The organism is Arthrobacter sp. BG5 (assembly GCF_056680155.1).
Map to the genome: position 1 here is coordinate 1376268 of NZ_CM155268.1, position 26623 is coordinate 1402890.

Below are 26623 nucleotides of genomic sequence, written 5' to 3' on the forward strand. Positions count from 1 at the left end.
CCACCGGCCCGGCCGGGGCGCGGCGCGCTCCGGGAGTAGTGTTGTCTCATCATGACCAGCGCGTTCCGTACCCGAATTATCAGGACACTGACAGTCCCCCTCGATGCCGATTCGTTCCCCGGGGGGCTGCCGTCGTTCCTGGTCCGCGACGACGTGCTCTGCTGGACGCGCCGCGAGGCCGGCCTGGTAGGCTTCGGCGAGGTGGCCAGGTTCAGCGCCACCGGGCCCGAGCGGTTCCTCGAGGCGGACATCTGGTGGCGGCACCTGGTCCTCGAGGCGGAGATCAGGGACGCTGTCGGCGGCCCAGGCACGGGCCCGGTGGCCTTTGGCTCGTTCGCCTTCTCCAAGGTTTCCGCGCACGCTTCCAGGCTGATCGTCCCCGAAATCGTGGTGGGCCTGCGGGACGGAAACGCTTGGCTTACCCAGTTAACGTTCGACGACGGCGAGCTCACCGAGACCGGCGCCCGCGCCGCCCTGCGCCGCTGGCTGGACGCGGACGGCGCCGGGCCGGTCCCGATGTCGGACGACGCGCTTCACCGGACGGCGCCGGCGTCGTCGTCGTCGGCGGTGCAACAGGCCGGCCGGGAAGCCAAACTCAGCACCGGTTCGCTCAGCGAGGCGGACTGGATGGCCGCCGTCGCCGAGGGCGTCGCCGAGATCCGCACCGGCGCGTTGGAAAAGCTGGTGCTGGCCAGGGACATTGTCGCCACCGTGCCCGATGGCGTGAATGCCGCCGATATCCTGCGCGAACTCGCGGTCCGCTACCGCGAATGCTGGACCTACGGCGTGGACGGCCTGGTGGGTTCCACCCCCGAAATGCTGATCCAGGTGGAGGGCCGCACCGCGCAGGCCCGCGTCCTGGCCGGAACCCTGGACCGCCGCGACGCCGAGGGCATGCCCGGTTCGCCGCTGGAATTCGCCGAACGCGTTCTCGCCGGATCCGAGAAGCAACGGCATGAGCACGACATCGCCATCCAGTCGCTCACCACCCAGCTGGCGCCGTTCTCCGAGGCCATGAACGCGCACAGCGAGCCGTTCATTCTGGAGCTGCCGAACGTCTGGCATCTGGCCTCGGATGTGAAGGCCGAACTGACCGAGGTGGAAGGCCACGTGCCCACGTGCCTGGCCCTGATCAACGCGCTGCACCCGACCGCCGCCGTCTGCGGCACCCCCACTACCGTGGCCGGCGCCCTCATCCGCAAGCTTGAGCACCTGGACCGGGGCCCGTACGCCGGCCCGGTCGGCTGGCTCGACGCGGCCGGCAACGGCGAGTGGGGCATCGCGCTGCGCGGCGCGGTCATCGAGGGCCCGGACACGGTCCGGCTCTACGCCGGCTGCGGCGTGGTGGAGGGCTCCGTCCCCGAAGCCGAACTTGCCGAGACCTGGGCCAAGTTCCGGCCGATGCTGGAGTCCCTCGGTATCAGCAGCTGACTCCCCTGGGCCGGCGACGTCCGGTGGTGGGGCCGGAGCGTCCGGCGGGTCAACGCGGAGCCGGGGCGCGGCACGCACGGGCGCACGCACGCCGCGGGGCGCACGCCGGCGCCCTGTGCGGCGAATCCGAAATTACAGACAGCCGCCGGGCGCGGCCCCTTGATATTTGACCTTCATTAGTTATCCAATAGTGAAACTAAGTTTCATGTGATGCACATCTCCTATTCGGCGATAGACTAAAAGCCGTTTTGTCACGCATGCCCCTGCAACAAAAGGTAAAGAAATGCTGATCTCCCGTTCCCTCCTGGCCGGCTCCGCGGCCAAAGCGGCAGCCCTCGTCGCTGTCGGCGCCCTCGCCCTGACCGGCTGCAGCACGTCCGGCGGCTCGACCACCACCGATTCCGGCGTCAAGCTGATCGAATCCGGCAAGCTCACGGTCTGCTCGGACATCCCTTACGAGCCGTTCGAATTCGTCAAGGACGGCAAGAACGTCGGCTTCGACATGGATCTGGCTTCCGAGATCGCCAAGGACCTCAAGGTCGAGCCGAATGTCCTCACGGTGGCCTTCGAAGGCATCCAGTCGGGCCAGGCCCTGAACACCAACCAGTGCGATGTCGCCGTTTCGGGCATCTCCATCACCGATGCGCGCAAGACCGTGATGGACTTCTCCACCCCGTACCTCGACGACGACCTCTCGCTGCTCGTGACCAAGGCGTCCGGGCTGAAGAACCTGGCCGACCTCAAGGGCAAGAAGGTCGGCGTCCAGCAGGGCACCACCGGCGAGGAATACGCCAAGTCCAAGGGCCTGGAGACGATCCAGTACGAGAACACCGGCCTGCTGATCCAGGCAATCAAGACCGGCGGCGTCGACGCGGCGATCAACAACCAGTCGGTGCTCGGCTTCGCGGCCAAGGGCGACGACTCCCTGGTGTTCGCCGAGACCTACAAGACCGGCGAGCAGCTCGGCGTCGCCATCAAGAAGGACAACAAGGCCATGACCGACTCGGTCAACAAGACCCTCAAGCGCCTTGCGGACGACGGCACCATCGCCAAGCTTAAGACCACCTGGTTCGGCGAAGCCGCCAAGTAACCCACCAGCCCGGACCGACCACAGCGGGGCGGTTCCGGATCAGTCGTTGGCTCCGGCCACTTCCTGACCCGGAACCGCCCAGCAACATGTAAAAGGCAAATCACATGGCACTGACTGTTCGCCAACGGGCCCGCGTGAGCCGGTCCGTTCAGTACGGACTGCTGGCACTCGCCGTCGTCCTGTTTATCCTCTTCGCCGACTGGGCCTCCATCGGCAAGGCGTTCTTTAACTGGGACTCCGCGGTCAAGCAGTTCCCGGAGATCATCACCCTGGCGCTGAAAAACACCCTGATCTACACGGCGCTGAGCTTTGTGGTGGGCCTCTCCGGCGGCCTGCTGCTGGCGCTGATGAAGCTCTCCTCGGTGGCCGTGTGGCGCTGGATCGCCACGCTGTACATTGAGTTCTTCCGCGGCGTCCCGGCCCTGCTGGTCTTCATTGCCTTCGGCTTCGGCATCCCGACGGCGTTCGGCGTCCGCTTCGACATCTACGTCACGGTCATGCTGGCGCTGGGCATGGTGGCGGCGGCGTACATCGCCGAAACCCTGCGCGCAGGCCTCCAGGCCGTGCCGAAGGGGCAGCTCGAGGCGGCCCGTTCGCTGGGCATGCCGCACTGGCGGGCCATGGTCTCGATTGTGATTCCGCAGGCGTTCAAGATCGTGCTGCCGCCGCTGACCAACGAGGTCATCCTGCTGACCAAGGACTCATCCCTGGTCTACCTCCTGGGCCTGGCGGCATCGCAGTACGAGCTCACCAAGTTCGGCCGTGACGGCATCACGCAGCCCAACGCCGGCCTGACCCCGCTCGTGATCGCCGGCGCCTGCTACCTGATCATCACCGTTCCGCTCGGAATTCTGGCCCGCCGCTTTGAATCCCGAACCGCCAAGACGAAGGGCTAGGGCTCACCATGACTGAATCAACGTCATCGGCAGCTGCGAGGCAGATCCAGGCCGCCGGGGTGTCCATCAAGGAGCTCCGGAAGTCGTACGGCTCCAACGAGGTCCTCAAAGGCATCGACCTCGAGGTCGCTCCCGGCGAAGTGGTGTGCCTGATCGGGCCCTCCGGCTCCGGCAAGTCCACCCTGCTGCGCTGCGTGAACCTGCTAGAGCAGCCCAACGTGGGGACCATCCACGTCGGCGGCTTCGAGTCGACCGACCCGGACGTGGACATCGACAAGATGCGCCGCAAGGTCGGCATGGTGTTCCAGCAGTTCAACCTCTTCCCGCACCTGAGCGCGCTGCAGAACTGCACGATCGCGCAGACCAAGGTGCTCAAGCGCAGCCAGGCCGACGCCTCGGCCGTGGCCCGGAAGAACCTGGCCCGCGTGGGCCTGGACCACCTCGCGGACCGGTTCCCGGACCAGCTCTCCGGCGGCCAGCAGCAGCGCGTTGCCATTGCCCGGGCACTGAGCATGGACCCCGAACTGATGCTCTTCGACGAGCCCACCTCGGCCCTGGACCCGGAGACGGTGGGAGACGTGCTCGCCGTCATGCGGAACCTGGCCAAGGAGGGCATGACCATGCTGGTGGTGACTCACGAGATGGGCTTCGCCCGCGAAGTCGCCGACCGCGTGGTCTTTATGGACGGCGGCGTCGTGGTGGAGGAAGGCCCGGCCGAGCAGGTCATCGGCGCCCCCACCCAGCCGCGCACCAAGGAATTCCTCCGCCGCGTCCTGGACCCGACGCACATCGATATCGCCGAGTAACCCTTTCCGCGCTAGTTCCGGACAGCCGCTACGTGGACCCACGTAGCGGCTGTCCTCTTGTGTAGCGGAAACCCGGTTGTGTAGCGGTTGCGTAGCGGAAACCCCGTTGCTACCGGCCCAGAACCCCGGTCACGGCGGCTGCGACAGCGGTACGGATGCGGCCGTGCAGTTCGCGCAGGCCGTGCCGGTCCGTGCGCACTTCGATCATGGTGCGGCCCTGCACGGGTTCCGCCAGTGCCGCGGCGAGGTCCGCCGTCGTGCTGAACGCGCGGTGCGCGACGCCGTACGCGGCGGCGAGAGCGGACAGGTCCACCGAGTGCGGGGTGCCGAAGAGGCGTTCGACGGCGGTGCCGTAGCGGCCGGACTGCTCGACGGCGCCGTGCTCCAGCAGCCCGAAGATGGCCCCGCCTGCGTCGTTCAGGACCACGATCCGCAGCGCCGGCACGGTCTCCCCCGCGCCCAGCAGCAGCCCGCCGGCGTCGTGCAGGAAGGTTACATCGCCCAGCAGCACGGTGGTTTCCTGCCGCCCGCCGACGGCGATGCCGGTGGCCGTCGCGAGGGTCCCGTCAATCCCGGCCAGCCCCCGGTTGGCGAAGACGGTGGCTTGGGGTTCCTGCGGCGGGGCACCGGCGAGGTCGACGTCGCGGATCCCGTTGGAGGAGCCCAGCACGAGCTGGCCGCGGGTGTGCTCCCAGACCAGCGCGCCCACAGCAGGGCCGGAGGCTGGGACGTCCGCGGCAGTGCCCGCCGCGGCTCCGGAGAGCAGCAGGTCCAGCGCATGCTGGGCGGCGGCACCGGCGAGCAGCCACGCATCGAGCCACGCCGCGCTCCCACGGCCGGCGAAGTCGGCCAGGTCAGCCAGGGTCTGCAGCGGCAGTTCGGTGCGGCGGCCCGGCTCGTACCAGGCCACGGGTACCGGCTGGTAAAGGGCGGACGGGATGTCGGCGCGGGCGAGCAGCGCGGACACCGGCCGGGACAGGGTGGGGCGGCCGAACAGCACCACCCGTTCGATCGGCTGGGCGGACTCCGGGCCGAAGTGCTCCAGCAGCAGCCGGTAGGGGCCCACCGCGTTGGGGCCGAACCGGGCGTTGGAGGAGGGTTCGGCGAGCAGCGGCAGGCCGTGGGCGCGGGCGAACGCCTCGGCGACGGGTCCGGCGTCGTGCCCGGCGAGGACCACGGTGCGCCGCAGGGGTAGCGCCGCGGACGCTGCCGGGAAATCCAGCGCGAGCGGGTGCCGGGCCGCCTGATGGGTCCGGCGGGCGGAGGCGTCGTCCAGGCGGTCGCCTGCCGCCGGGATCAGCGGGTCGCGGAAGGCGAGGTTGAGCTGCACCGGCCCGGGCGGGATGTCCTCGAAGGCCCCGGTGGCGGCGCTGAGCGCGGTCTCGACGGCGCGGAGCGGGTTGTCGCCCGCGGGCACGTCGGCGGCAAAGCGGACATGTTCGCCGAAGAGGTCCGGCTGCACGGTCGTCTGGTTGGCCCCGGTGCCGCGGAGTTCCTCGGGCCGGTCGGCTGAAAGGACCACCAGCGGCACGGCGGCGTGGTTGGCCTCCATCACGGCGGGCAGCAGGTTCCCCACGGCGGTGCCGGAGGTGGTCAGCACGGCCGCGGGGGCTCCGGTGGCCAGGGCCAGGCCCAGCGCCGTGAAGCCGGCGTCGCGTTCGTCGATCCGGACCAGCAGCTCCACCCGGCCGGCGGCGTCGGCCTCGGCCAGGGCGTAAGCCATCGGCGCCGAGCGGGACCCCGGGGCCACCACGACGTAGCGCACCCCGGCCCCGGCCAGGGCTGCGACAGCTACCCGCGCGGCCTCGACGGCGCCCAGCTGCCCGCCCGGAGCAGGCACGCCCGGCCGCCCGTCCGGACTCACATGTTCTCCGGCGTCTCGATGCCCAGCAGGTCCAGGCCGCTGGAGAGCCGCCGCAGGACCAGGCCGCAGAGGGCCAGACGCGACTCGCGGACGGCTTCCTCGGCCTTGAGCACAGGGCACTGGTCATAGAAGGAGGTGAACAGCTGCGCGAGTTCGAACAGGTAGGCGCAGAGCCGGTGCGGTTCGAGCAGTTCGCCGACTTTCTGCAAGGTGGCGCCGTATTCGAGCAGGTGCAGGGCCAGCGCGCGTTCGGCGGGTTCGACGACGGCGATCGCCGCCGCGGGGGCCGCGCCGCTGGCCGCGGCGGTCCCGGCACCGGCGGAAGCGGCGCCGTCGAGGTGCTGTTCCAGCGCCCCGGCCTTGCGCAGAATGGAACGGATCCGGGCGGCGGCGTACTGGACGTACGGGCCGGTGTTGCCGGTCAGCGCCAGCATCCGGTCAAAGTCAAAGACGTATTCGGTGTCATGGCCGGTCGAGAGGTCGGCATACTTGACGGCGCCGATGCCGACCTGCCGCGCCGTGACCGCCCGTTCGGCGTCGCTGAGCTCGGGCCGGCTGGCGTCGATGACGGCCCGGGCGCGGTCCACGGCTTCCTGCAGCAGCGCCATCAGCTTGACCGGATTTCCGGCGCGGGACTTGAGGATCTTGCCGTCCTCGCCGAGCACGTTGCCGATCTGGACGTGGGTGGCCTCCACCGTCTCCGGCAGCCAGCCGGCGTCGCGGGCCGTGGCCATCACCATCCGCAGGTGCACGTTTTGCGGGGCGCCGACGACGTACAGCACCCGGTCCGCTTCAAGCTCACGGACCCGGTAACGGATGGTGGCGAGGTCGGTGGTGCCGTAGCCGTAGCCGCCGTCGGATTTGCGGATGATGAGCGGCAGCGGATCCCCGTCCCGTCCGGTGAAGCCGGCCGGGAAGGTGCAGAGCGCGCCCTCGCTGATCCGGGCGATGCCGCGCTCCTCGAGTTCCTGGCACAGCTGCGCCAGGTGCGCGTCGTAGGAGCTTTCGCCGGCGATGTGGTCGTCGGTGAGGCTGATGCCGAGCATGGCGTAGATCGCGTTAAAGTAGCGCTTCGACTGCGCCACGAGCCGCTGCCAGACGGCGAACGTTTCAGGGTCCCCGCCCTGCAGCGCCACGACGCGGAGGCGGGCGCGGGTTGCGAAGCCTTCCGGGTCCGTGGCGGAGGCGTCGAACTTGGCCCTCGCGGCCTGGTAGAACGCGCTGGGGTCGTCGACCAGCAGGGCTGCCTCGGGCGAGTCCTCCCCCACCTCGAGCCAGTGTTCGATCAGCATGCCGAACGGCGTGCCCCAGTCGCCGATGTGGTTTTGCCGGATCACGGTGTGGCCCAGCGCCTCGAGCACGCGCACGATGCTGTCCCCCACCACGGTGGTCCGCAGGTGCCCGACGTGCATTTCCTTGGCCACGTTGGGGGAGGAATAGTCGACGACGACGCGGTGCAACGGCGTCGGCTTCACACTTTCGCCGGCGGGCTCCGGCGCGTTGAGCAGTTCCTCGATCCAGGTGCCGTCGAAGGTGAGGTTGATGAAGCCGGGCCCGGAGATCTCCACCAGGCTGCAGACGCCGTCGAGGTCCAGGGACTCCACAATCCGTGCGGCGGCGTCGCGCGGCGGCAGGCCGACCTTCTTGGCGAGGGCCATGGCGGCGTTGATCTGGATGTCCGCGAACTGCGAGGGCCGGATCACCGGGTCCGTCTGGCGGTACTGCTCGCCGAACGCGTGGGCAATAGCTGCCTGGACTCTGGGGACAACCATTTCGGCCGGATTATTCACACTGTTCAAATTATCAGTTCCGCCGCACCCCCGGACGCTCCCTCACATCACGCCGCCCACCACCCGACGCTCCCTCACATCCGGCCGCACACCAACCAACGCTCCCTCACATCCGGCCGCCCAACGCCAAACGCTCCCTCACCTTTCGCTGTCGAGATGCGATAAGTGAGGGAGCGTCAACCCGTAACCCGCCAAACGTGCGAGAGGGTCCGGGGGCCGGCGGCAGGACTCAGCCGTGGGTGCGGAAGACCTGGACCACGGACGGGCGGGGAACCCGTGCCTGGCCCGGCTTCGGCGTGGCACCGGCTGCGACGTAGTCCGGGAAGCGGGAGTTCTGCGCCTCGAAGCTGCCGTCCTCGCCCGGGTGCTGCACGGCGACGAAGACGTGCCGTTCCTCATCATGGATGATGGGTCCGCAAGTCTCGGCGTCGCGCGGCACGGCAAGGAACTGCTCCACGCGGCCGCGCTCCGGCCCGGCCAGGGTGACCTTGAAGAGCCCGTCGGCGTAGCCGGTGCTCGACGGCGCGCCGTCGGTCGAAATCCACAGGTTGCCGACCGAGTCGAAGGCCAGGTTGTCCGGGCAGGAGATCGGCGAGACCTTCTCGGCCGGGAAGCCGGCAAAGTACGCGGAGGTGTTCTTGGCCGGGTCGCCGCAGACCATCAGCAGGTTCCAGTTGAACCTGGTGGAGGTCTGGTCCCCGGTCTCGGTGATTTCCACGATGTGGCCGTCGCGGTTCAGGGTGCGCGGGTTGACCTCGGTGGCGCCCTCCTTGCCGGCCTTGCCGCGGTCCGTGTTGTTGGTGCAGGCCACGTAGACCTTGCCGGTGTGCAGGCTCGGCTGGACGTCCTCGCAGCGGTCCATCTTGGTGGGGCCCACCTTGTCCGCGGCGAGGCGGGTGTAGACCAGGACTTCCTCGACCGACATCCCGGACACCATGGACTTGCCGCCCACCACCAGCGGGAGCCATTCGCCGGCGCCGTCGAAGGCGCCGTCGGCGGGGAGCTTGCCGGAGCCGTCGATCTCGGCTGCCGGGGAGTCGCCGCTGAACTTGGCGACGTAGAGGTCGCCCTCGGAGAGCAGCGTCATGTTGTGCCGGCGGTCGGCCGCCGTCGTCCCGGGACGGTACTTGTCCTTGGAAACGAACTTGTAGAGGTAATCGAAGCGCTCGTCGTCCCCCATGTAGGCGACGACGTGCCCGGAGGCGGCCACAATGACGTTGGCACCCTCATGCTTGAAGCGGCCCATCGCGGAGTGCTTCTTCGGCGTCGACGTCGGGTCCTGCGGGTCCACCTCCACGATCCAGCCGAAGCGGTTGCTTTCGTTGGCGTAGCCGGCGTTGCGGGTGTCGAAGCGGGGATCGTCGAGCTCCCATTGCCGGGCGGTGGGCTTGCTGGTCAGGCCGTAGCGCTTGTCCGCGGCGGACGTTCCGGCGGAGACGAAGTAGCCGTTGAAGTTCTCCTCGCCGGAAAGGATGGTGCCCCACGGGGTGGTGCCGCCGGAGCAGTTGCCCAGCGTGCCCTTGATGGTCCGTCCGGCCGGGTCGGCAACGGTGGTGACGAGCGAGGAACCGGCAGCCGGGCCGGTGAGTTCGTAGCTGGTGTCGCTGAGGAAGCGGCGGTTCAGCGGGGCGCCCTGGACGTAGCGCCACGGCTGGTTCTTGTTCTTGCGCTCCAGCTCGACGACGGTGAGGCCGTGGGCGGCGCGGCCGATGGCCCGGGTTTCCGCGGCGTCGAAGCCGGCCGGGAGCATGATGCTCTCGTTGGTGTACTCGTGGTTGGTGAAGAGCACGGCACGGCGTTCCTTGGCGTCCAGCGGCAGGATGTCCGTGTAGTCGTTGTTGTAGCCGAACTGGCGGGCCTGCGCCGCGGCGCTTTGGCGGTCCACGTCGAAGGCGGGCGAATCATCGAACAGCGGGTCGCCCCAGCGGATGATCGGCTGCCAGCTGAAGCCTGCCGGGACGGTGAACGCGTCGACGGCGGCGTCCACCGGGGCAATGGCGCTGAACTGCAGCTTGGACTTGCCGAAGCCGGTCTTCGCGGCAGCGGCCAGGCCCTGGCCGCCGGCGGCTGCCGGTTCCGCGGAGGTCACGGCGTTGCCGAAGACGACGGCGAGCGCGCCGGCGGCGCCGAAGCCGAGGGCGGAGCGGCGGGACATCGTGGCTGAGGCAATGTCGCGGAAGTAGTCGTTGGAGCTGCTGTTGCAGACCTCGCCGGAGCAGGCGTTGTCGCACTTGAGTGCACAGGTCACAGGGCTGCGCTTGCCCTTGGTGTGGCCCAGCATGGGCAGCAGGGAGAACTTGCGTCCGGAGGAGACAGACATGGAGGGGACCTTCCAAAGCAGAGGGATGCGTCCCCGCCACCCTGCCAGCGGCGGACGTCGCGGAGCCGTCCTCAAGGTGAAAATCGGGTGAACGCTCTCAATTCCCGCCACGACCGCCGACTGCTCCGTAAAAGCCCTTTTCGACGTTCTTAGGGGCCGCTACGGAGCAGTCGATGCGGCCAGGACGGCCTGGACGCGACGGAGCCGGTCCAGCCACCAGTCCCTCCGCTCCGGCGGCGCCGCGTATTCGTCCAGGAGCCCGGGATCGACGGCGACGTCGCGGAGCCGGATGGCGCCGTCGTCGGGGACCAGGGAGTCGCCGGTGACGTCGGCGGCGAGCAGCGACACCGTGCCGAGTCCGCAGGCGTAGGGCAGTTCGGGCAGGGCGGCGGCGAGCGCGAGCCCGGCGCGGATCCCCACGGAGGTGTCCAGCGCGGAACTGACGACGGCGGGCAGTCCGGCCTGCGCCACGATGTCCAGGGCGCGCCGCACTCCCCCCAGGGGCGCAACCTTGACCACCACCAGGTCCGCGGCGCCGGCGCGCGCCACTTTGAGCGGGTCCTCTTCCTTGCGCACGCTCTCGTCCGCGGCGATCAGCACCGGGGTGCCCGCGGCCCGGAGCCGGCGGCGCACCTCGGCGAGGCCTTCGATGTCCGGCACCGGCTGTTCGGCATATTCCAGTCCGACGTCGGCCAGCCGGGTCAGTGCCGCGACGGCCTCCGGGACATCCCAGCCCCCGTTCGCGTCGACGCGGACCGCAGCGTCCGGCAGCGCGGCACGGACGGCGGCCACCCGGGCGGCGTCGTCGTCGAGCGTCTGCCCGGGCTCCGCCACCTTGACCTTGACGGCGTCCACCCGGCCGAAACGGGCCAGGATCTCCGGCACCCGTTCCGCGGCGACCGCGGGCACGGTGGCGTTGACCGGGATGCTGGTCCGGCGGGGTGCCGGGAAGCCGTGCCAGCCCGCCTCGATGGCGGCCGCCAGCCAGCGGGAGGCTTCGGCGTCACCGTACTCGGGAAAGGGGCCGAACTCACCCCAGCCCAGCGGCCCGGGGAGCAGCAGGGCCTCGCGCTGCGTGATGCCGCGGAACTTCACCCGCATGGGCAGGGTGACCACGCGGGCGACGTCCAGGAGCTCCTCCACGCCGCCGGGGTTCAGGCCGGAGGGCGTCGGGCGGTCGGCAGGGGTGGGCATGGATGTACTCTACCCGCGGCGCCGCGCTAGCTGGCCCGGGGCTGCTCCAGATCCCAGACGTCGGCCGCCGCACCGTGCGGCAGTTCCAGGCGCCACTCCTCGCCCGGCGCGGGGTACGCGCGCACCGTGGCCGGCACGGAACCGTGGCGATAGACCTCCACGATCGAACCGTCCACAAGGATCCGCAGCTCGTCCCCGCCGGCCACGGTGTCCGCAAAGACTGTCCGGGCCTGCGCGGCCGTGGCCAGGACCAGCCGGATCCGGCCTTCCCCGCCGGTGACGGCGGCTTCCGACTGGGCGGTCAGGTGCAGGGTGCCCGCGGCACCCCGGGCGCGCTGTCGGCCCCGGTAGCCGCGCAGCTCGGGTGCCGGCTCGACGGCGAGCGCGTCCCCGTGCACCGCCAGCTGGCGCGGGAAGGTCAGCAAACCGGACCAGCCCGCGGCATCCGTTTCCGCCGGGCCGCGGCCGGCGCGCCCGTCCGCGCCCGGCACCTCGTCGGCCCAGCCCCACAGCAGGGACCGGCCGGGCAGGGACAGGATTTGCGGGGCGTAGAAGTCCGGCCCGAGGTCCGCCTTTCCGCCCGTCGCCGGGGTGAAGAGCGGCAGCCCCGTGGCCGGGTCCGGCTCAAGAGATCCCAGCAGGTAGCCCACGCCGCCGGGGTGGTGGCGCAGGGCCTGGCCGTGCCGGAGGGAGGCCATCAGGAGCCAGGTGTCGGCCCCGGAGGAATCGGGCACCCGGACCAGTTGCGGACACTCCCAGCTGTCGGCCGGCAGGTGCCTGGCGGCGAGGGCGTTCCCGGTGCTGAACCAGATGCCCTCGTACCGCCAGTGGCGCAGCTCGTCCGCCCGGTAGAGCAGCACGGCGGCGTGCCCCGACGCCAGGCCCGCCCCCTGCAGGGCGAAGCGCCGGCCCTGGAAGTGGAACAGGAACGGATCACGCACCGCGATGACGCGGGGGTCCGCGGGCACCGGCGCCGCGACCTGTCCTTCCTGCCGCCAGCCCGTGAGCCCCCCGGTGCCCCGGGCCAGGACCACCGGGGCACACCCGTCCCCGGCGGCGGCCGAATACACGGCGGTGGGGACCCCGGCGTCGTCCGTCACGACGCCGGTCCAGCAGCCGAGGCTGTCCGGCCCCGACGGCTGGGGCCGGAGCGCCACGGGATGTTCGTCCCAGCGGAGCAGGTCCGGGGAGCTCAGGTGTCCCCAGCAGCCCGGGCCCTGCCGCGTCGGCCCGGCGCGGTACTGGAAGAACACGTGGTACCGGCCGTCCCGGTAACTCAGGCCCGCGGGAGCGCCGGTCCAGCCCTGCGCGGGTCGTGGATGGACCAGGGGGAAAGCAGGGTCCGGGTGCCGGGCCACGGTGTCCATGACAAAACACTACTCGCGCAGGATGCTGGCGGGATGCGCCCGGAAAATTCGCAGTGTTCTATGGGAACCTGTAAAGCATGAGTTTTCGGCAGGAACGCACCAACGAGCCCACGGTAGCGGACGGCCCCCGGCCGGTCCGCGCCCCGGTCCGCCGTGTGTCGGCACCGGAGCCCCGCGGCCCGGGCCGGGCCACCGGGTTGCTCTTCCTGCTGGCCACCGTGGGCTCCGCCGCCGCGCTGGCCGCTACCTACTACTTCTTCGTGCGCACCACCACCGGACAGTTCATTGACGAGTCCGCGCTGGTCGAAGCGGTGGAAATCCACGGCGCGGCCGGCAAGGCGAGCAACAGGCTCCTGGACTGGCTGCCCGCCCTCTCCGTACTGATCGCGTCGGTGGTGGTGATCTTCGTGACCGTGGCCCGCCGCCGCTGGGCAGCCGCCGGCATCGCCGTCGCCGCCGCCGCGGGGGCCAACGTCGCCACCCAGATCCTGAAGGACCTGGTCCCGGTACGGCCGTTCCGCGGGATCGAAACCCTGGAATTCAACTCCCTCCCGTCCGGCCACACCACCCTGGCGGCCTCGGCTGCGGCCGCGGTCTTCCTGATGGTCTCACCGCGCTGGCGGCCGCTGGTCGGATTCCTGGGCGGCAGCTTCGCCGTCGCCACCGGGGTGTCCACGCTGATCAACCAGTGGCACCGGCCCGCCGATGTGGTGGCAGCCTTCCTGGTGGTCGGAGCCTTCATGCTGCCGGCGGGCTGGCTGATCATGCGCAGCGGGCCCGGCTGGAATGTGTGGAACGGCTACAACGCCCACTGGGCCTCGGCCCGGCTGTGGGTCGCCGTCCCTGTGCTGGCGGGGCTCGCCTCCGCGGCCGTGGCCGCCTATTCACTGCTGAAGATCGCCCCGGGGCCGGCCCAGGAGGGCAGCACCACAAACTACTTCTGGGCCGGCACCTCGCTGATCGTGATCACCGGGTACCTCGCCACCGTTGCCGGCGTGTGGCTGTTCGGCCACGCCGCACGACGACGGCGGGCCGCCGGAAGCGTCTGAAACCTCCGGCGCCTGAGGCCGGCGTCCTAGACGAGCGCCGCGGCCAGCGCCTTGGCGATCCACTCCCTGTAGGCCGGTACCGGCCAGCCGGCGTCCTGCACCATGGCGCGGTACACCTGGGGATGTCCCAGCGACCAGATGGCTGCCGCCGCCTCGGCGTCGGACATTCCGGAGCCGAGCCCGCCGCGCGCCCGGGCTGCCGCGGCGGCTTCCGCATAGCGCCGGAGCCGCTGCTGCCCGCGGTCCCGCTCCAGCTGCGCGGCGGTGTCGTCCACGGCCGCGGCCCGGGCGATGACGGCGTTGATTCCGGCGGTGCGCGGGTGGACCTCGACAAACCAGTCCGCCAGCACGGCGATCAGGGCGTCGAGGTCGGCAGCCTGCCGGGTCCGCTCCCGCATCAGGTCCAGCACGCCCGCCTGTGCCCCGGGCCCCGCGGCCGCGCTGTCCAGGACGGCCGAGAGCAGCGCCGCCTTGTTGCCCACCGAGTTGTAGACCGTCTGGACGGCTACCCCGCTCGCCGCCGCAATCCCGTCGATGGTGGTTTGGACGTAGCCGTCAGTGGCAAACAACCGGCCGGCCGCTTCGACAATGACGTCCCGCGTACCGGCCGCCTGGATGGCCCGGCGTGTCACTTTTTGCATGAAATTAGACTATCGCTCCACTCACTAGAACGGTATTCTAGTAATAAGCGCAAGGATGCCCCAGCAAGGAGACGGCGGCCATGAAGCAGCACAGCCAGCAACTTGATGCAGTGGTTATCGGGGCGGGCCAGGCGGGACTGGCCGCCGGCTATCACCTCGCCCGCGCGAAACTGCGGTTCGAGATCCTGGAGGAAGCCCCGCGGGTGGGCGAGACGTGGCGGCGCCGGTGGGATTCGCTGCGCCTGTTCACCCCGGCCCAGCACGACGGCCTTCCCGGCCTGCCGTTCCCGGCGGCACGGAACAGCTATCCGGGCAAGGACGAGTTCGCCGCCTATCTCGAAAACTATGCATCCCATTTTGGCCTGCCGGTGCGGACCGGCGTCCGCGTGGACGGCGTCACCGCGGCGGGGTCGGGGTTCGCCGTCGACACCGTAAGCGGGACAGTTCGGGCGCGCAACGTCATCGTGGCGGCCGGCGCGAACGTCCTTCCCCGCATTCCGGACGCCGCCGCCGGGCTGGATCCCGGCATCAGCCAACTCCCACTACCGCGGCCCGGCCGATATCCCGGACGGCGATGTGCTGGTGGTGGGCGCCGGCACCTCGGGCGCGGAAATCGCCCTGGAACTCTCGGCCGGGCACCGGGTGCTGCTCTCCGGCCGGCCCACCCCGCACATTCCCGACCCCCTGCTCCGCTACGCCGGCGGGGCGTACTGGCGGTTCATCCACTCGGTGCTCACGCTGCGCACACCGGTAGGACGCAAGGTCGCGGCGACCTTCCACCAGCGCGGCGCCCCCTTGATCCGGATCTCACCGAAGGATCTTGACCGCGCCGGGGTGGTCCGGATGCCGCGGTTCACCGGCACCTCGGACGGCTGTCCCGTCTTCGACGGCGGCGCTGCGGCCCGGGTGCGGACGGTCATCTGGGCCACCGGGTACCGCCCGGACCTGGGCTGGGTCCACGGCCCGGAGCGGGCGCCGTCGGGCTGGCCGCAAACGAGGCGGGGCGTCGTCCCGGGCGTGCCGGGGCTGTACTTCGTCGGCCTGCCCTTCCAGTACGCGCTCACCTCGGGCCTGATCGGCGGCGTCGGCCGGGATGCGGAGTATGTGGTGCGGCAGCTGGCGCGGCGGGGTGCCGCAGACTTCAGTAGTTGCGGCGGTGCCTGAGCCGCGGAATGGTGATCGCGAAGACGGCGGCAGCGGCGAAGCCGAGCACGCCGGTGGCGCCCACGCCGGCCCCTAGCGACGCCGCGGCGGTGACGCCGGAGAGCAGCACCGGGCCGCCGGTGGCGCCGGCGTCGGCCATGAACCGCCAGATGCCGAGGAACTGGCCGCGGCCGTTGTCCGGTGAGAAGTCTGCTCCGAGCGTCATGTTCAGCCCGGAGCTGATGCCGTTGCCGAACCCGATCAGGAGTGCGGCGAGCAACAGCCCCACGAAGCCGGTGCTGAGCGGGATCAGCAGCATGGCCGTGCCCATAATCAGCGTGGAGGGCACCGCCACCCACTGGCGGCCCTTGCGGTCCATCAGCTTGCCGGCCGGGTAGAAGACCAGCATGTCGATGGCCCCGGAGATGCCGTAGATCAGCGAGGCCTGGGTGGCGTCCATTCCCAGGTGCTCGGCCCACAGCGGGATGACCACCTGGCGGGAGGCGCGCAGCGCACTAAGCAGCAGCACCCCCAGGCCCACGCTCAGGAACACTCCGGCGTGGGAGGCGGCAACGCTGCGCAGCGTGGGCTGCGGAACCGGCGCGCCGTCGGCCGGAGCGTGCGCCGGGACGAGGTCCGGGATGGTCAGGGACACGGCCGCGGCTGCGGCCATGGCCACCACACCGGCCCAGTAGGCGGCGGGGATGCCGCCGAACTGCATCACCGCGGCGCCGATGAACGGGCCGATGAAGATGCCGATCCGGTTCACCCCGCCCAGGGTGGAGAGTGCCCGTGCACGGAGGATGACGGGCACGGCCTCGGTCAGGTATTTTTGCCGGGCCAGGCTGAACACGCTGGCGGCCATGCCCACCACCACCATGGAAGCGGCCAGCACCCAGAGGCCCTCCGGCACCAGCGGGGCGACGGCGGCCGCGGCGAGGGCGACGGCGCTCGCGGCCGCGGCCCCGACGATCGCCCAGCGCTCGCCGAACTTCAGCGTGATCAGGGACGCCGGCAGGTTGAAGAACCAGGAGCCGAGTCCGATCAGTGTCACAACCAGGGCCGCGACGGCGACCGAGGCGCCCAGCTCCCGCGCGGACAGTGCGACCACCGGCAGGATCGCGCCCTCGCCAATGCTGAACAGCAGGGCCGGGCCGAAGGCGGGGACGGCGATGCCGCGGAGGCTGAAGGCGGCGGGGCGTGTTGTGGTCATCGCTTTCATCCTAGGCCCGTGCGTTCCCCGCGGGCCGCAGGGTCAGCCGCTGGCGGACCAGGCGCCGACGGATCAGGCGTCGAAGTGCGTGCGGACTTCCCCGGCCGTGAGCTGCGTGAGGACGTCCGCCGCGACCACCCGGAGTTTCTGGTTGCGGTTGCTGGAGACACGGGTCAGGATGCGCATTGCCTCTTCCTGCGAGCAGCGGTTCTGCGCCATCACGACGCCGCACGCAAGATCGATGGTGGTGCGGTGTTCCATGGCCGCCTGCAGGTCCTCGGCACGGGCCTGGGCGGTGCCGATCCGCACGGCCAAGCGCAAGGCCCGTCCGGCCAGGTCGGCGAAACCGGCGGCCTCGGCCATGACGTCCGGGGTGAAAACGCTGGTCGAGAACGCGAAGAAGTTCAGCGCCGCGGAAGAACCCTCGCCTATTTGCAGCGGAACACCGAGGGTACTGCGGCACGCATGCCTAGCGAGCTCCGCCTGGTATTTCGGCCAGCGCGGATCGGTGTCCACGTCGGCGAGGAGCACAATATTTTGGGTCCTGAGGGCCTCGATGCAGGGGCCGTCACCGATCGCGTGCTCGATCCGGTCAAGCATCACGGCCTTGCTGCTGCTTCCGGCGACGGTCATAGACTTCTTCCGGCGCTGTAGCGTCACTCCGCATTCGACCTCCTGGCCGGCGGAGTAAGTTAGCGTCGACGCGGAGAATCTGGCGAGGCGGTCCAGGAAGTCCTCGACGTTCTCGGTGCCCATGATGAGGTCCTGGAGCTGAAGGGCTGCGTCGTCCCCGGCGTACTTACTCATGGCCTAAATGTAGTCCCTAGACGTAGCCATCGACGATTGCGGCGGCAATCTCGCGGTACGCCCGCCGGGTTTCCGGCCGGAGCGCGTCGAGGGTGACGAGGTCGCCGTCGGCCACTCCGCGGTCGTGCGGGACGGCGATCAACTGGCGGCAAATGCCGGCGAGGTGGTCCTCGATGGCGTCCTTGTCCACCCGGGAAGAGACTTCGTCCTTGTCCGTGATGACGACAACGGCGTTCCGGGCCAGGTCCTCGTAGCCGTGGCTCGCGAGCCAGTGCAGGGTGCTCCGGGCCCGCTTGGCGCCGCTGACGGCGTAGCCCGCCGCGATGATCAGGTTGTCAGCGGACTGCAGGATCCCGCTCATGGCGTTGTGGGTGACGCCGGTGCCGCAGTCGGTGAGGGCCACCGAGTAGTAGCCGGAAATGAGCTTGCGGATGCGCAGGTACTCCTCGGCGGTGAGCGAGTCGGACACCTCCGGATCCTGTTCCCCGGCGATCAGGTGCAGCCGGCCCGCATGGTGCATGTAGCGGGCCAGGGCGGTCAGCGAATCGATCGAGTCGACATTGCGGAGCAGGTCGCTGATGGTCCGCGGCGCCTGCTGCTGGTAGATCCCTTCGCCGAGGGCACGCTCCACGAGGTCGCCCGAGTCCGGGTTGGCGTCGATGGCGCACGGCGGGTCGCCGCGGTATTCGGCCAGGGTCAGCCCGACGCCGACCGTGGTGGAGGTCTTGCCGATGCCGCCCTTGAGGCTCAGCACCGCGGTGTTGTAGCTGCCTTGGAGCTGGCGGGAAATCCGGCGCGCGAGTTCGTCCTCTTCGCGTTGCCGGGCGCTCGGGCCCAGGTTCAGGCTGCCGCCGGTCATTTTGTAGAGCGCGCCGCGGAGGCCGCCGACCGGCCGGGGCTTCTGCTCCCGGACAAAGAGGCCGGGCGAGCTGATGAAGTCCGGCACCGGCGCGTTGGCCAGGGCCGCGGCCCGGCCCGCCGACCGGGTGGCGCGGGTGGGCTGCGGGGGCACGGCGGCGGCGGTTGCCGGGTCCGACGCCGCGGCGGGAGCGTCCTCGGGGTCTGCCGTCTGCGCTGCGGCCGGCTCTGCCGTCGGCGGGGCGGCAACCGTCTGGGCAGCCGACGTCGGCGGGGCCGACGGGGGCTTTGGCGCGGCCGGGACCTGGCTGATCACCGGAGTGGCGCCCGTGGCGGGGCCGAAGCGCTCATCGGCGGCCTCGGCGGCCGCAGCCCAGGAGCTGCTGCGCGGCGGGGCCGGGCGGGCGGGGGTTTCCGCGGGGATGCTGCGGGGGTTGACGACCGGCATGGTTCCTGTCCGGACAGCCGGATCCGCACCGTCGGCACGACGCAGGTCGCGGCGGCGGCGAAGTTCAGGCTGGCCTGAGTTTTCAGCAGTGGCAGCTGAGTTGTCTTCCACCGATTCGGGCATCTTTTGGTTTCTCCCCCAGGACTCACCGCGGAGCACGCTGCGGCGCTTGTTATGACTTCTTTCAAAGTGCAAGTCTAGGCGCAGTCGTGAGCACCCTTAGTTTCGGCCGGTTCCCGGCCGGGCGCGGGGCCGGACGTGGCCCCGGTTCTTGGGGCCCTCTTAGTGGTGGGCCTGGGTCTCCTGCAGGCGCCTGATGAACCACCGGGACTGCTCCGGACCGTACGGCAGGATCGGCACGGCCTTGGTGGCGTCGTTCGGCGTTTCGCGGGTCGCCTGGGTGGCCTGCCGCACCGCCGTGCTCATGGTGTCGGCCATGGTCTTGACGAACTGGTCGCTGCAGGGTTCGCCGTGGCCCGGGATCAGGAATTCGTAGCGGTGCCGCAGCGCGGACAGGTGCCGCAGGGCATCGGCCCATTCCTCCGGGAAGGAGTCCTCGAAGGACGGGTGCGAGCCCTGCTCAACCAGGTCGCCGGCGTAGAGGGTGGTGCCGGTGCCCACTAGCAGGTCGCCGTCGGTGTGCCCGCGTCCCAGGTAGAACAGCGTTGTGGTCTGGCCGCCCAGGTCCACCAGGACCGGCTGGTCCTTGACGATGGCATTTGGAACCACCAGCTCCACCGAGTCGCCCTCGCCGGCAGCCATTTCCGGTTCCGCCGCCGCCACGCGGTCCCGCTGGGCGTCCCCGTTCTCCTCGATGTCCGCGGCGCAGTTTTCGTGCCCCCAGAACTCGGTCACGCCGTCGTCGGCGAACACGGCGTTGCCGAAGAAGTGGTCGTAGTGGGCGTGGGTATTCACGACCACCAGCGGCAGCTGCGTCTTTTCCCGCACGGCGTCCAGGATCTCGCGGCCCTGCCGGGGCCCGCCGCCGGTGTCGATCACCATGGCGCGTTCGGTGCCCACCACCAGTCCGGTGTTGAGCAGGGATCCGTGGGTGGTCAGCACGTAGTTGCCCTGGCCGACCTCGAGCCATCGTGACATGAAATCTCCGTAGTCCGGCGCTGCGCCGGCGTGGTTGGTGCGATGTTCTGGCCACGATTCTACCCGCGGGCACGGGCGAAAGCCCGGAGGTTGCGACCCTCCGCGTCCCCGAACGCGCCCGCTTAAATCCTGCTGCCTACGCCGGCAGGATGCCCGAGCGGCTCAGCAGGGCGCGGGTTTTTGGATGCTGCGGGGCGGTAAAGATTCGGCTGGGCGGCCCCTCTTCCACAATGACGCCCTGATCCATGACAACGATCCGGTCTGCAATGTCCCGGGCAAACTGCATCTCATGGGTGACGATCACCATGGTGGTGCCCTGCTGCGCGATTTTCTTGATCACGGACAGGACCTCGCCCACCAGCTCCGGGTCCAGGGCGGAGGTCGGCTCATCGAAAAGCATGACGCTGGGTTCCATGGCCAGGGCCCGGGCAATGGCCACCCGCTGCTTCTGGCCGCCGGAGAGCTTGCTGGGGTAGTTGTCCATCTTGTCGCCCAGGCCCACCATTTCGAGGTTGGGGACGGCCACTTTCCTGGCCTCCGCCGCGGAGAGCTTCTTGACGTCGCGCAGCGGCGCCATGACGTTCCCCAGCGCCGTCTTATTCAGGAACAGATTGAAATGCTGGAAAACGAAGCCGATGTCCGTTCGCTTCTGCGCCGTTATGGACGCTTTCTCGGCGATCAGTTCGCCGCCGCGCTCCTCGTAGCCGATCAGGTGGCCGTTGACGTAGATGCGGCCCGCGTCGATGGTTTCAAGCTTGTTGATGCAGCGCAGCAGGGTGCTTTTGCCGGATCCGCTGGAGCCCAGTATGGCGATGGTTTCGCCGCGGTGCACCACCAGGTCCACGCCCTTGAGGACCTCCACCCGCTTCTGCACGTGCGGCTTGCCGGAAAGCCTTTTCCACAACGTCGGTTTCGTCTCGGAGACGAACGTCTTGTGGACGTCGCGGACGTCAATAATGGTCTCGTCAGCCATTGGCCCGTGCCTTTCGTTCAAGCACCACCACGACGCGTGAGAGTGGGAGGCTGATGATCAGATAAAGAATGGCCGCGGCGGTGTAGATGGCCGTGGTCTGGAATGTCTGGCTGTTGAGGATATTGGCCGTCTTCAGGATCTCCGTTACGGCGATCACCGACGTCAGTGCGGTGTCCTTGATCATCGCAATGAAGTAGTTGCCGATCGGCCCCATCGAGACCACGAAGGACTGCGGGATAACCACCTTCCACAGCGTCTTGGTGGGCGTGTAGCCCAGGGACAGCGCGGCTTCGGTCTGGCCGTGTTCCACGGAGAGGATCGCGGAGCGGAAAACCTCGGACAGGTAGGCGGCGTAGTTCAGGCCGAGGCCCAGGATGCCGGCGGGGACCGGTTCGATACTCACGCCGATGCTGGGCAGGACGAAAAAGATGTACACCAGCTGCACCAGCAGCGGAGTCCCCCGGATCACCTCCAGGTAAAACGTGGCGATGCCGCGGAGGATTTTGATCGAGGAAATCCGGGCCAGGGCGATCAGGAGGCCCAGGACGAGGGCCAGGGCCATGGCGCCAAGGGCCAGTTGCACGACGACGGGAACGGCCTGCAGGAGCGCCGGGAACACAGCCATGGTGTTGGTAATAAAGTCCACTGAAAATCCCTAGGTTAGGGTCGGGCGGGGCCGGCGTGCGCCGCGGTAGCGGATCACGCCGGCCCCGCAGGAAGCTGGAACTTATTTGACGGCGTTGGCTTCGGTCAGCCCGTACTTCTTAAGGATCTCCAGGTACTTGGGGGTCTTTTTGAGGTCTGCCAGCCCGGAGTTCAGGTCCTGCAGCAGCTGCGAATCCTCTTTGCGGACGCCGGCGCCGATGATGCCCGGGTAGAAGGGCTTGTACGGTGAGACGAGCTTCAGCTTGGGGTTCGGCTTCTGGACCAGGCTGTAACCGATCACGGCGCTGTCGGTGAAGACCGCATCGACCTGCTTGTTTTCCACGGCTGCAAGCAGGGACGCCTGCGAGTCGAACAGCTTGACCTGGCTGCCGCCAAGGCTGTCGACGAGGTCCTTGAACACGGTGCCGGTCTGGGCGCCAAGAACCTTGCCCTTCACGTCGTCCCGTGAGGCCAGCGTTGAATCCGCCGGGACCACCATCGCTTCACCTTCTGTGTACCAGGGGTCGGTGAAGTTGATCTGCTTCTTCCGCTCGTCGGTGATGTACATGGCGTCGACAATGACGTCGGCTTTCTTGGCGTTGAGCGCGGCGATCAGGGTCGCGTATTCGGAGGTGAAGACTTTGATCTTCCAGCCCTTGGCCTGGGCGATCGCGTTGATCATTTCCCCGTCGATGCCCTTGAGCTCGCCGGAGGCCTGGTCGGTAAAGGAGAAGGGGGCGTCGTTGGACGTGGCGATGGTGATGGTCTTCTGGTCAGCGCCGCCGCTGGCCCCGCCCCCGCCGCCTCCGGAGCCGCAGGCGGTCATGGCGAGGGCCACGGCAACGCCCATGGGCACCAATGCAGCGAGACGCTTGCGGAGGATTTTTGTATTCGTCATGAGGTGCCTTTTGCTAGGGATGGATTTCTACCGGTTGAAGCGGTCGAGCCGCAGAGTGGCGGTGGCCTTATGGGCTGCCATTCCTTCGGTGTCGGAGATCGTGGTGACGTAATTGGCCAGCCGCGGGGTTGCGCTTTTTTCGACGCGCTGGAAGGTGAGGGGTTTGAGGAACCGGGACACGGAGAGCCCGGCCGAGGACCGGGCGCCCCCTCCGGTCGGGAGCACGTGGTTCGTGCCGGAGGAGCCCTTGTCCGAGTAGGCCACCGTCGACCAGGGGCCCAGGAAGATGGAGCCGTAGTTCTGCAGGTTCTGGTGGTAGTAGACGTCGTCCGAGGTCTGGATTTCCAGGTGTTCCGGTGCCAGCAGGTCCATGATCCGCACCGCCGTTTCCCGGTCCTCGGCCACATACACGGTGCCGTAGTCCCGCCAGGCCGGCCCGGCAATGTCCCGGGTGGCCAGCGTCCGCAGCTGCTTGCTGATGTGCCTGATGACCTCTTCTCCCAGCTCGTGGGACGTGGTCACGAGGGAGGCCGGCGACTGCGGCCCGTGTTCGGCCTGGCCGAGGAGGTCAGCGGCCACCAGCTCCGCATCGGCCGATTCGTCGGCGATCACGGCGACCTCGGAGGGGCCGGCCAGCAGGTCGATTCCGACGCGGCCGAACAGCTGCCGTTTGGCCTCGGTCACATAGGCGTTGCCGGCGCCGACCAGGATGTCGACCGGCTGCTCCTCCAGGAGTCCGAAAGCCATGGCGGCCAGGGCCTGGACCCCGCCGAGGGCAAACGCCCTGTCCACGCCGGCCAGGTACGCGGCATACAGCACTGCAGGGTTGCCTCCGCCCTGGGCGGTTGGCGGCGTGCAGGCCAGGACGTTGGGAACGCCGGCGGCCTTGGCGACCCCCACCGTCATGAAGGCGCTGGCAAGGATGGGGAACCGGCCCGCCGGAAGGTAGGCTCCGACGCGTGCCACGGGCACGTACTTTTGTCCGGTGAAGACACCGGGGATGAGCTCGACTTCGAAATCGGTGAGGTGTTCGCGTTGCTCTACCGCGAACAGTCTCGTCCGTTCCGCGCTGGCCAGCAGGGCCTCCCGAAGTTCCGGGGAGAGCGACTCGCCGGTCTGTGCCAGCTCGTTCTGGCTGATCTCCAGGTTCGAACCCTGCCACCCGTCCAGCTCCCGGGCGTACTTGAGGACCGCGTCCATGCCCCGGGCCTCGATGTCACCCAGCATCGCGGATACGGTGGCCACCACTTCGGGAAGCCGTTGGGCCGGCACGTCCTCGATGGCGGGGGCCTTGAGGGTGGTGAAGGTTCCTCGAATGTGAGCCCGGTCACGCTGAGTGAGGTGCATGGCCTAAAGCTACTGACGCCTGCGCCATCGCACAACGGGACCCCAACATGTGCCTCGTACAGGGTTGTCCTATGCTGGGGGCACCTGATTTGTGCCCGCGCCACCCGAGCGGTCCACCCCGCAACGTTGTCTGCAAACCTGCCGAATGCCTTACTGAGAGCCAGGGTTTAGCCATGACACTCGCTCAACTCCGGGCCTTCCTAGCGGCCTACGAGCTCGGTTCTTTCACCGCTGCGGCACGAAAACTGGAAACAAGCCAGGCCTCCGTGTCCGAGCTCATCAGCAGGCTCGAACACGAGCTTCAGCACAGCCTGTTCACCCGCGGCGGGCGGCGGCTCATTCCCACCACGGCGGCGGTGGAACTGCAGGTCCACGCGCTGCAGTCGGTCACCTCATTCGACAACGGCGTCGAGGCGCTGAGGTCCATGTCGGCGCTGGAGGGAGGCGTCTGCACCTTTGGAGTGCTGCGCTACGGGGCCCATTACGACCTCGCCGACCTGGTGCAGCGTTTCCACCGCCGGTACCCGAAAGTCAGGGTGCGCCTGGTCGGATTGAATTCGGTGACCGTGGCCGAGTCAGTGGCGTCGGGCGAGATCGAGGCCGGGCTGATCGTGCTGCCGGTGGCGGAAGCCGGCCTGCAGGTGCGGCCGCTGTTCCGGGACGAGGTGTTTTTCGTGTCGGCCACCCGGCACCCTTCACGCGGCCCGGTCACCATTGAGGAGCTCGCCGGGTCGAAGCTGGTGCTCTATGACGCCTTCGCCGGCTGGCGTGACCCCACCCGCCGGCAGATTCTGGAACGCGCCCATCTTAAGGGGCTGAAAATCGATCCGGCCATCGAGGTCGAACATGTCGACACCGCGCTGGGGCTGGTCGCCACAGGGGCGGCTGACTCTTTTGTTCCCCAGGCGATCGTCAACGGGCCGGGTTTTCCGAAAAACGTCCATGCCGTCCCTTTCGCGGAGCCCTTGTTCGACACCATCGCCCTGATCCAGCGGGAGGGCGCCTTCTTGTCTCCGGCGACCCGGAAGATGGCCCAGATGGCAGCACGGACGCTGCTGTCCAAGGTGCCGCCGGGGCGGGTCCCCGGCCGCGCGCCCGTGCCCTAGCCTCCAGGCTCAGAGATCGGCCAGCACGGCTCCCGGGTTTTCGATCGCGTCGGCCACGTAGCGCAGGAAGCCGCCGGCGGTGCCGCCGTCGCAAACGCGGTGGTCGAAGGTGAGGGTCAGCTCGGTGACCTTGCGGACGGCGAGCTCCCCGTTGACCACCCACGGCTTGTCGATGATGCGGCCGACGCCGAGGATGCCCACCTCGGGATGGTTGATGATCGCTGCGGAGCCGTCGACGCCAAAGACGCCGTAGTTGTTCAGCGTGAAGGTGCCGCTGCCCAGTTCCGCGGGCGTCGCCTTGCCGTCGCGGACGACGGCGGTGAGCCGCCGGATCTCCGCGTCCAGTTCGCGGGCGCTGAGTTTGTCCGCGTTGCGCACGGAGGGGACCATCAGTCCCCGGTCCGTCTGTGCGGCGAACCCAAGGTTGACGCCGTCGAAGGCCACGATTTCCTGGCTGGCCCCGCCCGTGGTGTCCTCGGTGGTGACGATCCGGGTGTTCAGCTCCGGGAACTTCTTGAGCCCCGCGGTGACGAAGCGGGCGATGAAGGCCAGCAGGCCCGGGGTGTGGTGCGGATCGGCCTTCTTCAGCGCCGCACGCAGTTCCACGAGCGCCGTGGCGTCCACGTCCACCCACACGGTGGCCTCGGGAATCTCGGACCGGCTGCGGCTCATGTTCGCGGCCACGGCCTTGCGCACCCCCCGCACCGGGGTGCGCCCGGCGATGCCAAGACCGGTCCGAGCATCGGTGCCGCCCTCGCTCTCCGGCACCGGCGTTTCGGCAGACTGCGCCGCGGGCCGCTCAGCTGCCGGAGCAGGTTTGATCGCGGCCTCGACGTCGCGGCGCATGATCAGCCCGCTGGTCCCCGACCCCTGGAGTTCCCCCAAATCAACCCCATGGTCCCGGGCCATCCGCCGGACCAGCGGAGAAATCACAGCCCCCAGCTTCCCCGGACCCCGGGTCCGCATCAGCAACAAATCATCGGCAGCCTTCTCCGCCGCCGACACCTGAGCCACCGGCTCAGCCACAGCAGCCCGCTTGGGAGCCCGCGTCCGCCGAGCAACCCCATGCCCGCCCGGAGTCCCATACCCAATCAGCACATTCCCGGACCCGGCCTTCTCCTCCTCGCGGTAAACCTCGGCGGCAGCGGAGGAGGACGACGATGAGTCCGCCGAAGCAGCATCAGGGGACCCGCCAACACCGGAAGGCGAGTCGCCAATATCGGCAGGTGACGTGCCCACGGACGCCGCCGACGCAGGCAATGCCGCCCCGGGAGTGGCATCGGGCCTGACTGAGCCGGCAGCATCGTCCGAAGGACGAATGCTGTCCGGCGAAGGGGCGGGGGCGGCATTGCCTGTGGCGGCGCCACCAGCGCCGACGGGGGTAACGGATGCACCAACCGGAGTCACGGAAATCAGCGGCTTCCCGACGTCGAGCGTCTGGCCGGGCTCACCGTGCAGCACGGCGACGGTGCCGGCGTACGGCGAAGGGACTTCGACCATGGACTTGGCGGTCTCCACCTCGGCGATCGGCTGATCCACTCGGATCTCGTCACCCACGGCCACGAGCCAGCTGACGAGCTCGGCCTCGGTGAGGCCTTCGCCGAGGTCCGGCAGGAGGAATACTTTCGGTTCGGTCATG

At 69.2% G+C, this 26623-nt stretch carries 22 protein-coding genes and 1 pseudogene; 8 read left to right on the top strand and 15 right to left on the bottom strand.

Annotation, left to right across the window (positions count from 1 at the left end; translation table 11 throughout):
* Positions 1–51 precede the first annotated feature (51 nt).
* From AC1MBE_RS06295 to AC1MBE_RS06310, 4 genes are all read left to right on the top strand, one after another.
* Positions 52–1431 (top strand): isochorismate synthase, encoded by a 1380-nt coding sequence (locus AC1MBE_RS06295; protein ID WP_479781632.1) that lies wholly within the window; start codon positions 52–54, stop codon positions 1429–1431.
* A gap of 283 nt (positions 1432–1714) precedes the next feature.
* A complete protein-coding gene (locus AC1MBE_RS06300; RefSeq protein ID WP_479781634.1) occupies positions 1715–2521 on the top strand; it encodes an ABC transporter substrate-binding protein in 807 nt (268 codons plus the stop codon).
* Between the two features lie 104 nt (positions 2522–2625).
* A complete protein-coding gene (locus AC1MBE_RS06305; RefSeq protein WP_346957713.1) occupies positions 2626–3417 on the top strand; it encodes an amino acid ABC transporter permease in 792 nt (263 codons plus the stop codon).
* Between the two features lie 8 nt (positions 3418–3425).
* A complete protein-coding gene (locus AC1MBE_RS06310) occupies positions 3426–4223 on the top strand; it encodes an amino acid ABC transporter ATP-binding protein (protein ID WP_479781636.1) in 798 nt (265 codons plus the stop codon).
* Between the two features lie 109 nt (positions 4224–4332).
* On the opposite strand, the gene menD is transcribed toward AC1MBE_RS06310, so the two are convergent.
* From menD to AC1MBE_RS06335, 5 genes are all read right to left on the bottom strand, one after another.
* Positions 4333–6063 (bottom strand): 2-succinyl-5-enolpyruvyl-6-hydroxy-3-cyclohexene-1-carboxylic-acid synthase, encoded by a 1731-nt coding sequence (menD, locus tag AC1MBE_RS06315; RefSeq protein ID WP_479781638.1) that lies wholly within the window; start codon positions 6061–6063, stop codon positions 4333–4335.
* A gap of 20 nt (positions 6064–6083) precedes the next feature.
* A complete protein-coding gene (argS, locus tag AC1MBE_RS06320; protein ID WP_479781640.1) occupies positions 6084–7859 on the bottom strand; it encodes an arginine--tRNA ligase in 1776 nt (591 codons plus the stop codon).
* A 247-nt stretch (positions 7860–8106) separates the two neighbouring features.
* Positions 8107–10197, bottom strand: a complete 2091-nt coding sequence (locus AC1MBE_RS06325) for a PhoX family protein (RefSeq protein ID WP_479781642.1) — start codon at positions 10195–10197, stop codon at positions 8107–8109.
* A 159-nt stretch (positions 10198–10356) separates the two neighbouring features.
* Positions 10357–11391 carry an o-succinylbenzoate synthase gene (locus AC1MBE_RS06330; protein ID WP_479781644.1) on the bottom strand — a complete coding sequence of 345 codons (1035 nt, stop codon included), beginning with the start codon at positions 11389–11391 and terminating at the stop codon, positions 10357–10359.
* 26 nt (positions 11392–11417) lie between these two features.
* Positions 11418–12758: a glycoside hydrolase family 32 protein gene (locus tag AC1MBE_RS06335; RefSeq protein WP_479781646.1), complete on the bottom strand. Its 1341-nt coding sequence runs from the start codon at positions 12756–12758 to the stop codon at positions 11418–11420.
* 77 nt (positions 12759–12835) lie between these two features.
* On the opposite strand from AC1MBE_RS06335, the gene AC1MBE_RS06340 reads away from it, so the two are divergent.
* Positions 12836–13807, top strand: coding sequence for a phosphatase PAP2 family protein (locus AC1MBE_RS06340; RefSeq protein ID WP_479781648.1), 972 nt, complete (start codon positions 12836–12838; stop codon positions 13805–13807).
* A 26-nt stretch (positions 13808–13833) separates the two neighbouring features.
* On the opposite strand, the gene AC1MBE_RS06345 is transcribed toward AC1MBE_RS06340, so the two are convergent.
* Complete coding sequence (locus tag AC1MBE_RS06345; RefSeq protein ID WP_479781650.1) at positions 13834–14448, bottom strand: TetR/AcrR family transcriptional regulator; 615 nt, start codon at positions 14446–14448, stop codon at positions 13834–13836.
* A gap of 80 nt (positions 14449–14528) precedes the next feature.
* On the opposite strand from AC1MBE_RS06345, the pseudogene AC1MBE_RS06350 reads away from it, so the two are divergent.
* Positions 14529–14888, top strand: a pseudogene (locus AC1MBE_RS06350) (FAD-dependent oxidoreductase); the annotation flags it as partial.
* Between the two features lie 145 nt (positions 14889–15033).
* Complete coding sequence (locus tag AC1MBE_RS06355; RefSeq protein WP_479782731.1) at positions 15034–15612, top strand: NAD(P)/FAD-dependent oxidoreductase; 579 nt, start codon at positions 15034–15036, stop codon at positions 15610–15612.
* Here the strand turns inward: AC1MBE_RS06355 and AC1MBE_RS06360 are convergent.
* The 8 genes from AC1MBE_RS06360 to hisD form a co-directional block, all read right to left on the bottom strand.
* Entirely contained in the window at positions 15590–16804 is a 1215-nt protein-coding gene (locus tag AC1MBE_RS06360) for an MFS transporter (RefSeq protein WP_479781652.1), read from the bottom strand. The two genes, AC1MBE_RS06355 and AC1MBE_RS06360, sit on opposite strands and share 23 nt — an antisense overlap.
* Before the next feature lie 72 nt (positions 16805–16876).
* A complete protein-coding gene (locus AC1MBE_RS06365; protein ID WP_479781654.1) occupies positions 16877–17611 on the bottom strand; it encodes a GAF and ANTAR domain-containing protein in 735 nt (244 codons plus the stop codon).
* A 16-nt stretch (positions 17612–17627) separates the two neighbouring features.
* Complete coding sequence (locus AC1MBE_RS06370; protein WP_479781656.1) at positions 17628–19040, bottom strand: MinD/ParA family ATP-binding protein; 1413 nt, start codon at positions 19038–19040, stop codon at positions 17628–17630.
* A 159-nt stretch (positions 19041–19199) separates the two neighbouring features.
* Positions 19200–20015: an MBL fold metallo-hydrolase gene (locus AC1MBE_RS06375; protein ID WP_479781658.1), complete on the bottom strand. Its 816-nt coding sequence runs from the start codon at positions 20013–20015 to the stop codon at positions 19200–19202.
* Between the two features lie 136 nt (positions 20016–20151).
* Positions 20152–20988: an amino acid ABC transporter ATP-binding protein gene (locus AC1MBE_RS06380; RefSeq protein WP_346957727.1), complete on the bottom strand. Its 837-nt coding sequence runs from the start codon at positions 20986–20988 to the stop codon at positions 20152–20154.
* Positions 20981–21634, bottom strand: coding sequence for an amino acid ABC transporter permease (locus tag AC1MBE_RS06385; RefSeq protein ID WP_346957728.1), 654 nt, complete (start codon positions 21632–21634; stop codon positions 20981–20983). Before AC1MBE_RS06385 ends, AC1MBE_RS06380 begins: the two co-directional genes overlap by 8 nt.
* A gap of 81 nt (positions 21635–21715) precedes the next feature.
* The gene (locus tag AC1MBE_RS06390; protein ID WP_479781661.1) at positions 21716–22531 is read right to left on the bottom strand and encodes an ABC transporter substrate-binding protein; all 816 of its coding nucleotides are present in this window, start codon (positions 22529–22531) and stop codon (positions 21716–21718) included.
* A 27-nt stretch (positions 22532–22558) separates the two neighbouring features.
* Positions 22559–23878, bottom strand: coding sequence for a histidinol dehydrogenase (gene hisD / locus AC1MBE_RS06395; protein WP_479781663.1), 1320 nt, complete (start codon positions 23876–23878; stop codon positions 22559–22561).
* Positions 23879–24051: 173 nt separating this feature from the next.
* On the opposite strand from hisD, the gene AC1MBE_RS06400 reads away from it, so the two are divergent.
* Positions 24052–24984 (top strand): LysR family transcriptional regulator, encoded by a 933-nt coding sequence (locus tag AC1MBE_RS06400; protein ID WP_479781665.1) that lies wholly within the window; start codon positions 24052–24054, stop codon positions 24982–24984.
* 9 nt (positions 24985–24993) lie between these two features.
* Here AC1MBE_RS06400 and AC1MBE_RS06405 read toward each other — a convergent pair whose 3' ends face one another.
* On the bottom strand, positions 24994–26622 hold the full coding sequence (locus AC1MBE_RS06405; RefSeq protein WP_479781667.1) for a dihydrolipoamide acetyltransferase family protein: 1629 nt from the start codon (positions 26620–26622) through the stop codon (positions 24994–24996).
* Position 26623: the final 1 nt, after the last annotated feature.

Bases quoted from the DNA above. Each gene is read 5' to 3' on its own strand.
- AC1MBE_RS06335 (WP_479781646.1), bottom strand. From the start codon at position 12,758: ATGGACACCGTGGCCCGGCACCCGGACCCTGCTTTCCCCCTGGTCCAT.
- AC1MBE_RS06360 (WP_479781652.1), bottom strand. From the start codon at position 16,804: ATGACCACAACACGCCCCGCCGCCTTCAGCCTCCGCGGCATCGCCGTC.
- AC1MBE_RS06400 (WP_479781665.1), top strand. From the start codon at position 24,052: ATGACACTCGCTCAACTCCGGGCCTTCCTAGCGGCCTACGAGCTCGGT.
- AC1MBE_RS06330 (WP_479781644.1), bottom strand. From the start codon at position 11,391: ATGCCCACCCCTGCCGACCGCCCGACGCCCTCCGGCCTGAACCCCGGC.
- AC1MBE_RS06405 (WP_479781667.1), bottom strand. From the start codon at position 26,622: ATGACCGAACCGAAAGTATTCCTCCTGCCGGACCTCGGCGAAGGCCTC.
- AC1MBE_RS06295 (WP_479781632.1), top strand. From the start codon at position 52: ATGACCAGCGCGTTCCGTACCCGAATTATCAGGACACTGACAGTCCCC.
- AC1MBE_RS06340 (WP_479781648.1), top strand. From the start codon at position 12,836: ATGAGTTTTCGGCAGGAACGCACCAACGAGCCCACGGTAGCGGACGGC.
- AC1MBE_RS06300 (WP_479781634.1), top strand. From the start codon at position 1,715: ATGCTGATCTCCCGTTCCCTCCTGGCCGGCTCCGCGGCCAAAGCGGCA.
- AC1MBE_RS06345 (WP_479781650.1), bottom strand. From the start codon at position 14,448: ATGCAAAAAGTGACACGCCGGGCCATCCAGGCGGCCGGTACGCGGGAC.
- hisD (WP_479781663.1), bottom strand. From the start codon at position 23,878: ATGCACCTCACTCAGCGTGACCGGGCTCACATTCGAGGAACCTTCACC.
- AC1MBE_RS06390 (WP_479781661.1), bottom strand. From the start codon at position 22,531: ATGACGAATACAAAAATCCTCCGCAAGCGTCTCGCTGCATTGGTGCCC.
- AC1MBE_RS06375 (WP_479781658.1), bottom strand. From the start codon at position 20,015: ATGTCACGATGGCTCGAGGTCGGCCAGGGCAACTACGTGCTGACCACC.
- AC1MBE_RS06325 (WP_479781642.1), bottom strand. From the start codon at position 10,197: ATGTCTGTCTCCTCCGGACGCAAGTTCTCCCTGCTGCCCATGCTGGGC.
- AC1MBE_RS06310 (WP_479781636.1), top strand. From the start codon at position 3,426: ATGACTGAATCAACGTCATCGGCAGCTGCGAGGCAGATCCAGGCCGCC.
- AC1MBE_RS06380 (WP_346957727.1), bottom strand. From the start codon at position 20,988: ATGGCTGACGAGACCATTATTGACGTCCGCGACGTCCACAAGACGTTC.
- AC1MBE_RS06305 (WP_346957713.1), top strand. From the start codon at position 2,626: ATGGCACTGACTGTTCGCCAACGGGCCCGCGTGAGCCGGTCCGTTCAG.
- AC1MBE_RS06370 (WP_479781656.1), bottom strand. From the start codon at position 19,040: ATGCCCGAATCGGTGGAAGACAACTCAGCTGCCACTGCTGAAAACTCA.
- argS (WP_479781640.1), bottom strand. From the start codon at position 7,859: ATGGTTGTCCCCAGAGTCCAGGCAGCTATTGCCCACGCGTTCGGCGAG.
- AC1MBE_RS06365 (WP_479781654.1), bottom strand. From the start codon at position 17,611: ATGAGTAAGTACGCCGGGGACGACGCAGCCCTTCAGCTCCAGGACCTC.